This is a genomic window from Neobacillus sp. B4I6 (genome assembly GCF_050434045.1).
In the GTDB taxonomy this organism is placed as follows: Bacteria; Bacillota; Bacilli; order Bacillales; family Cytobacillaceae; genus Neobacillus.
Genome location: NZ_JBNPWB010000002.1, coordinates 4,815,824 through 4,830,552 on the forward strand (window position 1 = coordinate 4,815,824; position 14,729 = coordinate 4,830,552).

Consider the following 14,729-nt stretch of genomic DNA (forward strand, 5'->3'; position numbering starts at 1 on the left):
AAATAATGTGAGAATTTATTTAAATAATATATGAGGGAATGATGCTTATGTTCTGGCTGTTGCTTCTAGCTTCCTACTTAATTGGAAGCGTTCCCACTGCCTTAATTGTAGGCAGGTTGGTCTTTGGTGTAGACATCCGGGATCATGGCAGCAAAAATCCTGGTGCAACCAACACATTGAGGGTTCTTGGTAAAAAGTCAGCTATTTTCGTCCTGCTTATTGATCTTGCGAAGGGCGCTTTGGCATCCTACATGCCAATTTACTTCAATCTTGAGGCGGAACCCCTTTACTTTGGATTCGCTGCTGTTGTTGGACATTGCTTTCCAATTTTTGCAGGCTTTAGAGGGGGAAAGGCGATTGCTACAACTGCCGGAGCACTGTTGATTGCCAATTTTCCTTTATTAGTGATTGCCTATATTACCTTCTTTTTGGTTATTTTTTTAACAAAGTATGTATTCTTCGGCTCCATCACCGTTGGTCTAAGTATGCTCGTATATGCCTTTGTTTCTCCTAATTTTGAGTTAGAACTTATCTCTTTTTTATTTACCTTTTTCTTAATTTATTTGCACCGGTCGAACATCCGTAATTTCATTCTTGGAATTGAGCCAAAAATCAGTGATAAAAGTTTGCAGAACGACCGCATCCCTCCAAAGAACAGCAGTATTTAATATGGACGAGAAAAGGATCCCCTTGCCAAGGGGATCCTCTTTGTTATTTTAACAGTGTCGATAGGATACTATTGGCAACGGTTTGCCAAATATCCGCATCTGTTTGATAGGTTTCTTTAAAGGTCTTAAACATTGCCATTTGTTTCTCTTGGAAATCCTCAGCGTCTTTATCTGGCAAGGCAGCACGCTTTTCCATTACAAATGCCTGTATTTCGGGTGCTCTTGGTCCCCATACGCCTACTTCACTGCCATCTTCATTGATAAAAATAAAAATTGGAATAGCTCTCGACGTGCCATTGGTTAAATATTGGTCCATTAACTTCAGATTTGAATCGCGGAGCACGAAACGGACTTCCATCCCGGCGGCCTCAGCTATTCGCAGCAAAATTGGGTTATTCAGCATCGCATCCCCACACCAATCCTCTGAGAGGACAATCGCTCGTAATTTTTGCGGTCTTAATGCCTCAAGTTTATTTCTGTCTTCGTCCGTTAAGGTAAATTGATTATAGATTGTAAGCATTTCATCTTTATTGGTGGTCATCGCGTTTATGTACCCATCGACAGTTAATCCTTTTTGAAACCATTGATTTAAATCCATTTACACAGCACCCTTTCCATTTGCTTCTATAATAGTCGTTTCAAGTACACGTTACAATCGAACTGCTTAAGCAGATTCGCCAATGTTATACTACAAGTATTTTTCCCTACTTTATAAAAACATATTTTTACACTAGTAATAGAGTTTTAAAGTTGATAGAATATTTTTTATATAGGAAATATTATTAAAAGTATTTTCTACGATAACAAAACAGGGGAGGAAATATATGTCTAACGAATCACTACAACTACTCTCGATTGGAATCTATATTGCCGCTATGCTCTTTATCGGTTGGTATTCTTATCGAAAGACTAGCAATCTTACGGATTACATGCTTGGGGGAAGATCTTTAGGACCTGCTGTAACCGCTTTAAGTGCAGGGGCTGCTGATATGAGCGGCTGGCTCTTAATGGGCTTACCTGGGGGAATTTATGTAACCGGTTTGGCAGATGCGTGGATCGCGGTCGGTTTAACGATTGGAGCCTATCTTAACTGGTTGCTAGTTGCACCTCGCTTGCGTTCTTATACTCAAGTTGCTAACGATTCCATCACGATTCCTAGCTACCTTGAAAACCGTTTTAGAGACAACACCAAACTACTCCGTATTGTTTCAGGTATTGTTATTCTTATATTCTTTACTTTCTATGTTTCTTCCGGAATGGTTTCTGGGGCTGTCTTTTTTGAGAGCTCGTTTGGCACGAGTTACCATACTGGGCTTTTGATTGTTGGCGGCGTTACGGTTGCCTACACCCTATTTGGTGGATTCTTGGCTGTAAGTTATACAGACTTTATTCAAGGATTAATGATGCTGATTGCCCTAGCACTTGTTCCCGCAATTGGCATCTTTCACACGGGCGGTCCCGCTGAAACGTTTGAAACGATTCGAGCGATTGATCCTACTAAAATGGACTTATTAAAAGGAACAACCTTTTTAGGAATAGTCTCGGCAATGGCATGGGGCTTAGGTTACTTTGGACAGCCGCATATTATTGTAAGATTTATGGCAATCAAAACGATCAAAGAAACAAAAAGCGCTCGTCGAATTGGGATGGGCTGGATGATTATCTCACTTATCGGTACAATTTTCACAGGATTTATTGGGATTGCATTCTTCCATAATAATCCTGATCATGTATTAAAGAATCCGGAAGCGGTATTTATTGAATTAAGCCAGATTTTATTCCACCCACTATTCGCTGGATTTGCTTTGGCTGCCATTCTTGCTGCGATTATGAGTACGATTTCTTCCCAATTAATCGTAACTTCTAGTGCGCTTGTTGAAGATTTATACAAAATGGTGATGAACAAGAACGCTAAAGATAAACAACTTGTCTTCTTAGGAAGAATGGCGGTTCTTCTTGTGTCCGTTGTTGCTGCTGCACTTGCTTTCAAGCAAAATAGCACCATTTTAGACCTTGTTGCCTATGCATGGGCGGGCTTCGGCGCTTCTTTCGGTCCTGTTATCCTGCTAAGTTTATTCTGGAAAAGAATTACGAATTGGGGAGCCCTTTTCGGAATGATCGTCGGTGCTGTTACCGTTATCGTTTGGAAAAATGTTGGACTTGGTGACACGCTTTATGAAATAGTTCCAGGCTTTGTCTTCAATCTAATTGTAGCGGTGGTTGTCAGCTTGATCACTTATAAGAAAAATGATGCGATTGAAAAGGAATTTAATGAGAGCGTTCGCCTATTAAAAAATGAATAAATTGACAAACGCTCGGATCCAATCGATCCGAGCGTTATTTATTTATCAAATCTTCTACCATGGTCGATAGTTTGATGACAGTCTTCCAGTTACGTACTGTCGCTGGAACACCTAGTTTCGTGAGCTGTGATGCTAGTTTTGAATCTAGGATGCTCTGCCGTAAAAAAAGGTAGACTTCTTTCCCTTTTATAAAACATTCGTCCGGCTCGCTTTCGAAGCTGCGTAAAATTTCTGTTTTCGCTTGGGAGGGTTCCTCCGCCAAAAAGGCTAGTTGGATACTCTCGCCTTCCTTAAGAGAATCGATAGAATAGGGGCAATCACGGATAATCTGTTCGTATTCCTCAGCTGTTCTTAAAATAACAGGGACTGGAAAACCAAATGACTTATTTATTTCATCCTCTAATCGTTGGCTAAGTAGTTCAGCCTCGTCTTTTGCTTCGAATAAAACATTTCCACTTTGAATATATGTTTTCACCTTGGTTAGGCCCATTGTTTCTAATAGACTTTTTAAATCTGCCATTTTGATCCGGTGATGCTTGCCAACATTAATTCCTCGTAACAGCGCAATATAAATGGTCATCCGTGCACCTCGCTTTATTTATAACATCACTTTGTTTAAATCTTACCATTTATTTGCCGAATTAAACTACGAAAATCTATTATCCGTAAGTTAGGGAGGAGAATAGAAATTTTTTGGAGAACAGTAATACATAATAATTTATATGGAGGGATTTAATCATGGTTCCACAAAGAGTTAGTTTGCTTACGATCGGTGCCTACGATTTACCGGTCCTTAGGAAATTTTATCAAGCTCTGGGATGGGAGGAGACAGAATTAAGCTCAGATCAATACGCTGTCTTTAAAACGGCTGGGGTCCCGCTTTCGTTATTTCCGATTGCTGAGTTAGCAAAGGATGCCGGCATTGAATTTACACAATCTCCTGGGGGCTTTCATGGTGTGACCTTTGCTATTAACGTGGATCAGCCAGAACAAGTTGACACAACGATTGAAAGCATTCGCAGTGCAGGGGCAAAAATACTGAGAGAACCAAGTGATGCCTTCTGGGGCGGACGGACAGCCTATTTTGCCGATCCCGAAAATAACCTTTGGGAAGTCGCTTGGAATCCCTCAGCCATTTTTGATGAGCGCGGTGCGATGATAGACTTTTAAATACAAAGGGGGTATCTAAGAAAGCTTTAGATACTCTCTTTGTATTTTGAATTTACCTATTTTTCAAAAAAGGATACTAGCCTGTTTTCATTTCCATACCTCGACTATTTTCCCACAAATATAGAACTAACCAAACGTTTGATTAAAACGGGTATCAGCCCCAGTAAATCAAAGTTTCTCTCGGGAATCATATAAGTAGGTTGTCGATAACTGGGACAGCTAAGCCTTCCATTCACCTTATTTCCCTATAAATTTACACCCTTCGACCAACAGTAAACTAATCAAACGTTTAATTAAATAGGTTGCATAGCCCTCCCTTTCAACCTTTTACTCCTAAATCCGGAAAAAAGGTTGTTGAATTTACACACTTCAAAAAAACTAACCAAACGTTTGATTAGTTAGATAGGAAGCCATATAAATAAAGGGTTTCAGCCACTTATTGTGAAAATCCTTTGTCGACACGAGCGATAATTTATCTCTAATAAAATAAGAAACGAGTCGATATTAGGGTTATCTTAGGGAAACTCTTATGCTTCGACACGATACCTGATCATTCCTTACTAACCAAACGTTTGATTAGTTGCGGGATAAACCCTTTTAAGAAAAGGACTTTTTCCCGGGAAATGGCGAAAAGAATGTCGAAACACACAAACTATAAAAAAACTGGCAGAATAGACTCTGCCAGCTTCGTTTAACGTTTTTGTAATTCTTGCTGTAATAACTGATTGACCATCTGCGGATTGGCCTGACCCTTAGTTGCTTTCATTAACTGCCCAACTAAGAAGCCCACCGCTTTATTTTTCCCATTCTTAAAATCTTCAATCGATTGTGGATTCGCATCTAACACCTCAGAAATAATTTTAAGAAGTGTTCCCTCATCGGAAATCTGGACAAGCCCCTTGTCCTTCACAATTTTCTCGGCATCGCCGCCATTTTCAATTAACTCTTTAAAAACGGTTTTCGCGATTTTCGAAGAAATTGTTCCGTTTTCGATTAGCTTAATCATGCTTGCTAGACCTTCCGGTGTTAAGGCTACTTGATGAAGCTCTTTTTGCTCAGCATTCAAGTAGGCGGAAACATCCCCCATGATCCAGTTCGAGGCAAGCTTCGCATCCGCACCGCCATTAACTGTCTCCTCGAAGAAATCAGCCATTTCTTTGGTTACAGTTAACACCTTCGCGTCGTAAACGGGTAAGCCAAGCTCTTCTACATAACGCTTTTGACGCTGGTCTGGCAGTTCAGGGATTTCGGCACGAACTCTTGCTTTCCAGTCCTCATCAATGTACAAGTCCATTAAATCCGGCTCTGGGAAGTAACGATAATCATCGGAGCCTTCTTTGACCCTCATCAGCAAGGTTGCCCCAGTGGCTTCATCAAAGCGGCGTGTTTCTTGATCAATCGTTCCACCAGCAGACACCACTTCGCGTTGACGCTTCTCTTCGTATTCAAGCCCTTTGCGGACAAAATTGAATGAGTTCAGGTTTTTCAATTCTGTTTTCGTTCCGAATTCTTCTTGTCCAACGGGACGAATCGAAATATTTGCGTCACAACGAAGTGAGCCCTCTTCCATTTTACAATCGGAAACGCCTGTATATTGGATAATTGATTTTAATTTTTCAAGATAGGCATATGCCTCATCAGGAGTGCGAATATCCGGTTCAGAAACGATTTCAACAAGCGGAGTGCCCTGACGATTATAATCGCATAAAGAATACCCTTTGCCATGGTTCAGCTTTCCTGCATCTTCTTCCAAATGAATTCTCGTAATCCCAATCCGCTTCGTATAGCCATTTACCTCGATATCAATCCAGCCATGTTCCCCAATTGGCTTGTCAAACTGGGAAATCTGATAGGCCTTGGGATTATCCGGGTAAAAGTAGTTTTTGCGGTCAAACTTTGTATGGGTAGCAACCTCGCAATTAATGGCCATGGCTGCTTTTATCCCAAATTCTACCGCCTTTTTATTAAGGACAGGTAAAACTCCTGGGTAGCCCAGGTCAATCACACTTGTATTTGTATTCGGTTCAGCTCCAAAATGATTGGGGCTCGCCGAGAAAATTTTTGAATCTGTTTTTAACTCAACATGGACCTCAAGTCCAATCACTGTTTCAAATTCCACGGTCTTCACCCCCTATAATCCAGGTTTCTGTTTATGATAGTCTGTTGCCTGTTCAAATGCATGTGCTGTCCGATAAATTGTTGCTTCATCAAAATACTTGCCGATGATTTGTAAGCCTAGCGGCAGCCCGCCATCAAAGCCACACGGAACTGAAATTCCTGGTAAGCCTGCAAGGTTCAAAGGAATCGTTAAAATATCATTAGCATACATCGTTAACGGATCCTCGATTTTTTCACCAATTTTAAAAGCCGGCGTTGGTGTAGTCGGGCCGATAATCACATCATACTTGGCAAAAACATTCTCATAGTCTTGCTTGATTAATGTCCGAACCTGCTGTGCCTTTTTGTAATAAGCATCATAGTAACCTGAGCTTAATGCAAACGTTCCAAGCATGATCCGTCGCTTTACTTCATCACCGAAACCTTCTGCTCGTGTTTTTTTGTATAAATCAATTAACGTTTCCGCATCCTTTGTACGATAGCCGTAACGGACTCCGTCGAAACGGGCGAGGTTCGCTGAGGCTTCTGATGACGAAAGCAAATAGTAAGCGGCAAGTGCATACTCCGAGTGCGGCAGGGAAACTTCTTCCCAAACGGCGCCAAGACCCTCGAGCACCTTTAATGCATTTAAGACAGATTGTCGGACGGATTCGCTGACACCTTCACCAAGATACTCTTTTGGTACTGCGATTCTAAGACCCTTTACGTCACCAGTTAAGGCACTAGCAAAGTCGGGTACGTCCACATTTGCTGAGGTTGAATCCATTGGATCCAGGCCGGATATCGCTTGAAGCAGGTAGGCATTATCCTCAACTGTTCTTGTAATCGGTCCAATTTGATCAAGTGATGACGCAAAGGCTACAAGGCCAAAGCGGGAAACACGACCATAGGTTGGCTTTAATCCGACGACACCACAAAAAGAAGCAGGCTGACGGATTGAACCACCCGTATCAGAACCTAGGGAAAATAGGACTTCACCTGCTGCAACAGATGCTGCTGAACCGCCTGATGAACCACCTGGAACCGTCTCAAGATTCCATGGATTCCGTGTCGTTTGATAATGGGAATTTTCGTTTGAAGACCCCATTGCAAATTCATCCATATTTAACTTCCCAATCGTTACCGTTTCTGCCTGCTGCAGTTTCTGAACGACGGTGGCATCATAAATTGGATCAAAGTTTTCGAGAATTTTACTCGCACAGGTTGTCCGCAGTCCTTTTGTAACCATGTTATCTTTTAAGCCAATCGGCATCCCGAATAGCAAACCTTTTGCCGCATCCGTGTTAAGTTTCTCATCTAATGCTTTCGCTGATTGACGGGCACGCTCTTCATCCAATGTTAAAAATGCCTGAACTTTGTCCTCGACTTGTCCGATTCTCTTGTATGATTCTTCAACAAGATCAGATACATTTAGTTCCTTTTTATGTAGCAGCTCATGTAGGTCTGCAACTTTATAATCAAATAAACTCAAAATTAATCCTCCTTCCCCATAATCGATGGTACTTTAATCTGCCCATCCTGATGTTCCGGCGCATTTCTTAGTACCTCTTCAAGCGCCAATCCTTGTTTGGATTTATCTTCACGTAAAACATTTTTCATATCCAGCACATGGTATGTAGGTTCCACATTTTCCGTGTCCAATTCATTTAACTGCTCAGCAAAGGTAATAATCGCATCCAGCTGCTTTGTAAACTTTTCTGTTTCTTCCTCTGTTATCGCCAAGCGTGCCAAGTTGGCTACATGCTTAACCTGCTCATTTGAAATTCGTGACATATCATAACCCCCAATCCCATTTGTCTTGTCATATCAATACTAATGATGATACCAAACTTTTCCGCATTACCGCAATGATTCAACTATCAGTATTGGCAAGCAAATCAATTTTTGTTCAAACTTTTAAAAATTTAATTCTATTTTTCTCTTAATAATGCAAATATTTTTCAGATAAGTTCATCACAGACATTCTTGGCATCTTCCCTTATAATGGTCATGGATGGGAGGGCTTCTGAATGAAAAAACGAAGACGGAAGAAATTTAAACTCTTTTTGATGCTGTTTATGCTTTTTTGTGGATTGGCCATGTTTCAAAATTATTTTCAACAACCAGGTTCCCTTCAACTTGAAAAATCTGATCCATTTGCTGATGTAATAAAATATCGTCCCTTAATACATGATGAATTAGCGAAATATAATCTCGAAACTCATACGACAGTACTAGTAGCCTTAATGCAGCAGGAAAGCCGCGGCAAAGGCGGGGATCCTATGCAATCGTCGGAATCGGCTGGTTTGGCAAGAAATACAATTACAGATCCGAAAAAAAGTATTCAGGTTGGGGTTAAACATTTTCAGCGCGTTCTTACTTATGGGAATCAGAAAAAGGTCGATTTTCAGACTATTATCCAGTCCTACAACATGGGAATTGGTTACATTGACTTTGTTGCACAGCACGGCGGAAAACATAGTGAAGCATTGGCGAAGGAATTCTCATTGCAGCGGGTAAAAGAAAAGCCAACCATTTATACATGTGGCGGCAATAAAGATAATTTCCGCTATCCATACTGTTATGGTGATTTTACCTATAGCACAAAGGTAACGAATAATATCCAATTGTTAGCAGATACCGTTCCTGTAAACGGCACTGAAAAAACCACCAGTGGATCTTTTTGAAGATTCATCGGTGGTTTTTGTTTACTTTGAAACTGCCCCCTAAAATTGCGTTGTTTTTATGTTTTTCTTTTTCAAATGGGTGATCAGAAAAACGAACTTAATAGGCAGATAACCAAGAATTCCACCAGCCGTATTTAAAATTAAGTCGTCCACATCAAAGCTGCCAAATTCAAATACGAGCTGCAACAGTTCGAACGTTAGACTTAAGCTAAAGGTAGAAAAGGTGACAGCGCTGATTTTTTGAAACTTTTTTGCCAGCAATGGTAAGATAAATCCGAACGGCATAAAACCGATGACATTCCCTGCTAAGTTCTCAATTCGAATACTTAGATTGATATCTGCTAAAAACAGATAAAATTTAATGGTTTTAAAGGGGACGAAATTATTCGACCGCCAGTGGTATTCATCATAGGTAAAGTTAAAATGATTAATAATCTCGGTTAACGGGATATATTTAAACAAAATTAATTTTGAAAGAATCGCTAAATATAAACAAAGAATTAGGAAAAGGGTAATTTTAAAAATAATTTTCATTATCACTGCTCCATTTTTACATATCTAAATAACCATACCATATTTTCAAAATTACGTGGGAGCAAAACTCAAATTGGAGGAATTTAGAATGGCTGAACATATTTTTCATTTAAAGGCGAACTGGCCGGGATTACGGAATGATGTTGGAGAGATTGAGACAGGGAATTTAATAACAAAGGTCTCCATCCCACCAGGAATGGATGGGCCGGGAGTCGGCACTAATCCAGATGAGATGCTGCTTGGGGCTGCCGCGACCTGCTATATTATCACACTTGCAGCGATGATGGAACGTAGCCATTTGCAGAAGGAGACTCTAATGATGGAGTCTGAAGGAATTGTGGATGTCACCAATGGGGTTTTTACATACAAAAAGATTATTCATCGACCACATATAGTCTTGAAACCAGGTGCAATCGAAAAAGAAGTGGCGATGGCTAAGAGACTCGCAAAAAAAGCGGAGACTTCTTGCATGATCAGTCGCGCCATTCAGGGAAATGTTGAAATCGAACTGCAAGCTATAGTGGAAGTGGCAGTTGGGTGAAAATCATAGGAGTTTAGAGTGTCATAATGACAGTTCAAGGTTTTGCATGAGGTATTTGTCCTTATGATCTTCTCATAAGGACAGTTTGGACTCTGGCTTGATGATTTTTGTCCTTATGAACCTCTCATATGGACAGTTTGACCTCTGGCTTGATGATTTCCGGTGTTAAAGGCGTATGTTCTCTGAAATCACATCTGCTTATTTTTTAAAGATTTTTGAAAAAAAGCCCTTGCTCTTTTTAACTTCCTGCAGCTGGGCAGGTACCTTCTTGGTTATATAGATATCTTCCTTATCAATTGCATGATCCATAGCTAACACCAAGCCGATTTCCGAGTCATGCTCTTTATTGGTCACAATAGTATGTTCAATCTTATATTTTGTGGCCAGCTTTACATATTTGGAAAGGGCCTCGTAATTCATGTTTCCATTTAAGAAAAGATGGGACTGGGGCTTTTTCTTCATATGCTGCTCCACTTGGGGATATACTGTTGATTCTCCTACTTGGCTTTTCGTAAGAGCCAACACAATCCGCTCTCTCAAAGTTCCTAAGAATTTCCGCCGCTCATCTGGTTTTGTTTCAAGTGGTCCATAGATACCTTGCTGTAAGACCTCGTCAACGGTTGTCTTTTTCAACTCAATCAACTCCATATAAAGGCTATTATTATCTATGATAATACCCTAAAAAACGTTCCGTTCCAAAAAGTGCTGGAGAAGTAAGTTTGTGGGCTGAAGGAATTAGTTATTCGAGAGTAATCTTGCCTTATCTGAGGGTAAACTCATTCCATACGACAGTAAACTCACCTTATCCGCCAGTAAACCCATCCCATAGGACAGTAATCCCCTCCTATCCGCCAGTAAACCCATCCCATAGGACAGTAATCCCCTCCTATCCGCCAGTAAACCACTAATTTATTTATATACCCACCATCAAAAAATCCCTCCCTCCAATAGGAGAGAAGGATTCGCGCCCTGCTGATACCTAGTTTTTTCCTGTAAATTGTTCTGCCTCAGTCGAACCTTTTAATGCGGTTGTTGATGATGTTCCACCAGTAATGACCATAGATACTTGGTCAAAGTAACCTGTACCAACCTCACGCTGGTGACGTGTGGCTGTGTAGCCGTATTGCTCGCTGTCGAATTCCGCTTGCTGCAATTCGGAGTAAGCTGCCATGCCGCGCTCTTTATAGCCGCGAGCAAGTTCGAACATGCCATGGTTTAGGGCGTGGAAGCCAGCAAGAGTAACGAATTGGAACTTGTAGCCCATTTTTCCAAGTTCGACTTGGAATTTCGCAATTGTTTCTTGATCCAATTTCTTTTTCCAGTTGAAAGATGGCGAACAGTTGTATGCGAGCAACTTGCCTGGGAATTGCTCATGGATCGCTTCTGCAAATTGTCTTGCTTCCTCGAGATTCGGTTCAGAGGTTTCACACCAAACAAGATCTGCATATGGTGCATATGCTAGACCGCGAGCAATCGCCTGGTCAATCCCCGCCTTAACACGATAGAATCCTTCTCCAGTACGTTCACCAGTAATAAAAGGTGCATCATTCATATCGATATCACTTGTAATTAAATCAGCCGCGTTTGCATCGGTACGAGCAACTAGTAACGTAGGAACACCCATAACGTCAGCAGCTAAACGAGCGGCAATCAAGTTGCGAACCGCCGTTTGGGTTGGCAGCAATACTTTACCCCCTAAATGGCCACACTTTTTCTCGGAAGAAAGCTGATCTTCAAAGTGGACACCTGAAGCACCGGCTTCAATCATGCCTTTCATTAGTTCGAAACAGTTTAATTGGCCGCCAAAACCGGCTTCGGCATCAGCGATAATTGGAGCAAACCAATCAATTGAGTTGTCGCCCTCTGAATGGGTAATCTGGTCTGCACGTTGAAGCGCTTGATTAATCCTTTTGACAACACTTGGTACACTATTTGCTGGGTATAAGCTTTGGTCAGGGTACATATGTCCGGACAGATTCGCATCAGCTGCTACCTGCCAGCCGCTTAAGTAGATCGCTTTTAACCCTGCTTTAACTTGCTGGACTGCTTGATTTCCTGTTAATGCACCAAGGGCATTTACATAGTCTTCCTCATTTAATAGCTTCCAAAGCTTTTCGGACCCTTTTCGAGCCAACGTATGCTCAATATCAATGGATCCGCGTAGCTTGATAACATCCTCGGCAGTGTATGGTCTTGTAATCCCTTTCCAACGGCTATCCATTTCCCAGCTTTCTTGTAATTGTGCTACTCTTGAATTTGTCATTTTTATATTCCTCCTATTAATCTATTAAGTATTTTTTTATTTAAAAAATCTAGATAAGCTCATATCCCGGCAGGGTTAAAAATTCAGCAAAATCATCATTTAAGATCAAACGGTCAAACAGTTCAACGGCTTCATCGAATCGACCGCCTGCAAATGCCTGCGCCCCAATTTCCTGCTTAATTTTTTCTAATTCCTCCACCTTATATTGCTCATACATTTCCACAGTGATTTTCCGTCCGTCGTTCAGCATCCCTTTAGGGTGGCGAATCCACTGCCACAGCTGGGCGCGTGAAATTTCTGCAGTTGCAGCGTCCTCCATCAAGTTGTGAATAGGGGCTGCTCCATTGCCTCTTAGCCAGGAAGCCACATATTGAATCCCAACATTTATGTTCAAACGAACGCCCTCTTCTGTAATCGTTCCACCTGGTGATTCAAGCAAATCTTGGGCAGTCACACTGATTTTCTGTTGCTTAAGTGTATGAATTTGGTTTGCAATCGGCATTTCACGGTTGAAAACTTCCAGGGCTACCGGAACAAGACCTGGGTGTGCCACCCATGTTCCATCATGACCATCACGGGCTTCACGCTCTTTATCGGCACGAACTTTTGCAAAAGCCTCCTCATTTGCAGCCGGATTATTACGAATTGGAATTTGGGCTGCCATCCCTCCGATTGCCGGTGCCTTGCGGCGGTGACAGGTTTGAATCGTTAGTAACGAATACGAACGCATGAATGGTACTGTCATCGTTACCTGAGATCGGTCCGGTAAAATGACATCCTTGTGGTTACGCAGCTTTTTCAAGTAACTGAAGATATAATCCCATCTTCCACAATTCAATCCTGCAGAGTGTTCCTTTAGCTCAAATAAAATCTCATTCATTTCAAATGCGCCCATGATGGTTTCTAGTAAGACAGTCGCTTTAATGGTTCCATTCGGAATCCCAAGCTTCTCTTGCGCAAATACAAATACATCATTCCAAAGCCTTGCCTCCAGGTGACTTTCCAGCTTCGGCAGGTAAAAATATGGACCTGTTCCTCTCTCAAGTAACTGTTTCACATTATGGAAAAAGTACATCCCAAAGTCGAAGAAACTTCCTGAAATAGACTTGCCATCTAGTAAAATATGTTTTTCTTCTAAATGCAGGCCGCGTGGTCTAACAAACAGAACAGCTGTTTTTTCATGTAGTTCATATTTTTTACCGTTAGGATTTTCAAAGGAAATCGTCCGATTTACTGCATCTCTTAAGTTGATTTGTCCTTCGATGATGTTTTCCCATGTCGGTGAAGTGGCGTCTTCACAATCAGCCATAAAAACCTTTGCACCAGAGTTTAAAGCGTTGATGACCATTTTTCGATCGGTCGGGCCTGTAATTTCTACCCTGCGATCTTGCAGGTCATCCGGCAGCGGAGCAATGGTCCAGTCATCATTCCGAATATGTTTTGTCTCAGGAAGGAAGTCTGGCAATTTCCCATCATTAATTTCGGCTTGCCGTTTTTGCCTGTACTGTAACAGTTCAATTCTTCTTTCGCCAAATTTTCGTTCTAGCTCTTCAATAAAATTTAATGCCTCTGGTGTTAAAATCTCATCGTACTGGGCTTTTATTGCCCCAACCACTTCAATACCTGTCGTTTGCGTCGACATGAACTACATCACCTCTTTGTTATAATACAGTAACTATCTACGTTTTGTATTATATAACACTGATTTTAAAAATGGAACTACTTTTCAGAAAATTTTATAAAAATAGGTAAAAACTCCCTGTCCTCTGATTTTTCAAAAGGAAAAGTCCATAAAAAAAAGGACGTCATCGACATCCTTTTTTGCAGTCATTATTGGCCCGTTTCGTTAAGAAGCGTTTCATATAATCTAATAAAATCATCTTCCCGATTATCACTAGTTAAGAACTCCGAACTTACAATGGTTTTTAATAGTTTCCTCTTCAAAGAAGCATTTTCCACTTCCTTCAGAATCCATTTTCGTTTTGAAGATAGAAAGTCGAGGTAGCCCTCGTAAGAATCATCAAACTGCTCCTCGAGCTGCTCCCGAATTTTGCTTGCGAGGGTTGGACTCGCACCTCCTGTTGAAACGGCAATGCTCAACAGGCCACGTTGAACATGGGCTGGGACGTGGAAATTGGAGCGTTCTGGATCGTCTGCAATCGTTACAAGCTGATCGGGTGCTGCTGAAATTCTAATCAACTGATTTATTTCTCGAATATTCGTCGCAGCAAAAATCATGAATGCATCCTTTATGTCGCTCGCAAAAAAAGACTTTTGCTTCCACACAATTTTCCCCTCACGATGAAGCCTTTGGATTTCATCCGTAACATCCGGGCTGACGATTACGATTTCTGCACCCGTACCAAGCAGTCCCGTCACCTTTCGTTCGGCAACTTTCCCGCCCCCAACAATGACAACTGTTTTACCATCTAACCTTAGGTTTACAGGATAGCCTGAATTCATCCT

The 14,729-nt window shown here is 41.3% G+C and carries 15 protein-coding genes; 5 read left to right on the forward strand and 10 right to left on the reverse strand.

The features are described 5' to 3' along the window. Nucleotides 1-47: 47 nt before the first annotated feature. Nucleotides 48-668, forward strand: a complete 621-nt coding sequence (gene plsY / locus QF028_RS25965; RefSeq protein ID WP_429470198.1) for a glycerol-3-phosphate 1-O-acyltransferase PlsY — start codon at nucleotides 48-50, stop codon at nucleotides 666-668. Nucleotides 669-711: 43 nt separating this feature from the next. Here the strand turns inward: plsY and QF028_RS25970 are convergent, their stop codons facing one another. After that, the gene (locus tag QF028_RS25970; RefSeq protein WP_429470200.1) at nucleotides 712-1,266 is read right to left on the reverse strand and encodes a thioredoxin family protein; all 555 of its coding nucleotides are present in this window, start codon (nucleotides 1,264-1,266) and stop codon (nucleotides 712-714) included. A 226-nt stretch (nucleotides 1,267-1,492) separates the two neighbouring features. Here QF028_RS25970 and putP point away from each other — a divergent pair, with 226 nt between their 5' ends. Next, nucleotides 1,493-2,971: a sodium/proline symporter PutP gene (putP, locus tag QF028_RS25975; protein ID WP_429470202.1), complete on the forward strand. Its 1,479-nt coding sequence runs from the start codon at nucleotides 1,493-1,495 to the stop codon at nucleotides 2,969-2,971. A gap of 34 nt (nucleotides 2,972-3,005) precedes the next feature. On the opposite strand, the gene QF028_RS25980 is transcribed toward putP, so the two are convergent. Beyond that, the gene (locus tag QF028_RS25980) at nucleotides 3,006-3,551 is read right to left on the reverse strand and encodes a DUF1697 domain-containing protein (protein ID WP_429470204.1); all 546 of its coding nucleotides are present in this window, start codon (nucleotides 3,549-3,551) and stop codon (nucleotides 3,006-3,008) included. Nucleotides 3,552-3,709: 158 nt separating this feature from the next. On the opposite strand from QF028_RS25980, the gene QF028_RS25985 reads away from it, so the two are divergent. Next, nucleotides 3,710-4,141, forward strand: coding sequence for a VOC family protein (locus QF028_RS25985; protein WP_429470206.1), 432 nt, complete (start codon nucleotides 3,710-3,712; stop codon nucleotides 4,139-4,141). 691 nt (nucleotides 4,142-4,832) lie between these two features. Here the strand turns inward: QF028_RS25985 and gatB are convergent. The 3 genes from gatB to gatC are packed head-to-tail and all read right to left on the reverse strand — an operon-like array spanning nucleotide 4,833 to nucleotide 8,032. Next, nucleotides 4,833-6,260 (reverse strand): Asp-tRNA(Asn)/Glu-tRNA(Gln) amidotransferase subunit GatB, encoded by a 1,428-nt coding sequence (gatB, locus tag QF028_RS25990; protein WP_088085177.1) that lies wholly within the window; start codon nucleotides 6,258-6,260, stop codon nucleotides 4,833-4,835. 12 nt (nucleotides 6,261-6,272) lie between these two features. Beyond that, nucleotides 6,273-7,730 (reverse strand): Asp-tRNA(Asn)/Glu-tRNA(Gln) amidotransferase subunit GatA, encoded by a 1,458-nt coding sequence (gene gatA, locus QF028_RS25995; RefSeq protein ID WP_429470208.1) that lies wholly within the window; start codon nucleotides 7,728-7,730, stop codon nucleotides 6,273-6,275. 2 nt (nucleotides 7,731-7,732) lie between these two features. Beyond that, on the reverse strand, nucleotides 7,733-8,032 hold the full coding sequence (gene gatC, locus QF028_RS26000) for an Asp-tRNA(Asn)/Glu-tRNA(Gln) amidotransferase subunit GatC (protein ID WP_429470210.1): 300 nt from the start codon (nucleotides 8,030-8,032) through the stop codon (nucleotides 7,733-7,735). 236 nt (nucleotides 8,033-8,268) lie between these two features. Here gatC and QF028_RS26005 point away from each other — a divergent pair, with 236 nt between their 5' ends. Beyond that, entirely contained in the window at nucleotides 8,269-8,925 is a 657-nt protein-coding gene (locus tag QF028_RS26005) for a lysozyme family protein (RefSeq protein ID WP_429470212.1), read from the forward strand. Between the two features lie 39 nt (nucleotides 8,926-8,964). On the opposite strand, the gene QF028_RS26010 is transcribed toward QF028_RS26005, so the two are convergent. Next, nucleotides 8,965-9,459, reverse strand: coding sequence for a VanZ family protein (locus QF028_RS26010; protein ID WP_410884853.1), 495 nt, complete (start codon nucleotides 9,457-9,459; stop codon nucleotides 8,965-8,967). Nucleotides 9,460-9,547: 88 nt separating this feature from the next. Between QF028_RS26010 and QF028_RS26015 the strand changes: the two genes are divergently transcribed. Further along, nucleotides 9,548-10,000 carry an OsmC family protein gene (locus QF028_RS26015; RefSeq protein WP_429470214.1) on the forward strand — a complete coding sequence of 151 codons (453 nt, stop codon included), beginning with the start codon at nucleotides 9,548-9,550 and terminating at the stop codon, nucleotides 9,998-10,000. A gap of 198 nt (nucleotides 10,001-10,198) precedes the next feature. On the opposite strand, the gene QF028_RS26020 is transcribed toward QF028_RS26015, so the two are convergent. The 4 genes from QF028_RS26020 to QF028_RS26035 form a co-directional block, all read right to left on the reverse strand. After that, entirely contained in the window at nucleotides 10,199-10,633 is a 435-nt protein-coding gene (locus QF028_RS26020; protein ID WP_429470216.1) for a YueI family protein, read from the reverse strand. 346 nt (nucleotides 10,634-10,979) lie between these two features. Continuing rightward, nucleotides 10,980-12,263: an isocitrate lyase gene (gene aceA, locus QF028_RS26025; protein WP_410884859.1), complete on the reverse strand. Its 1,284-nt coding sequence runs from the start codon at nucleotides 12,261-12,263 to the stop codon at nucleotides 10,980-10,982. Nucleotides 12,264-12,312: 49 nt separating this feature from the next. Continuing rightward, complete coding sequence (gene aceB / locus QF028_RS26030) at nucleotides 12,313-13,905, reverse strand: malate synthase A (RefSeq protein ID WP_429470218.1); 1,593 nt, start codon at nucleotides 13,903-13,905, stop codon at nucleotides 12,313-12,315. A gap of 188 nt (nucleotides 13,906-14,093) precedes the next feature. After that, entirely contained in the window at nucleotides 14,094-14,726 is a 633-nt protein-coding gene (locus QF028_RS26035; protein WP_429470220.1) for an NAD(P)-binding protein, read from the reverse strand. Nucleotides 14,727-14,729: the final 3 nt, after the last annotated feature.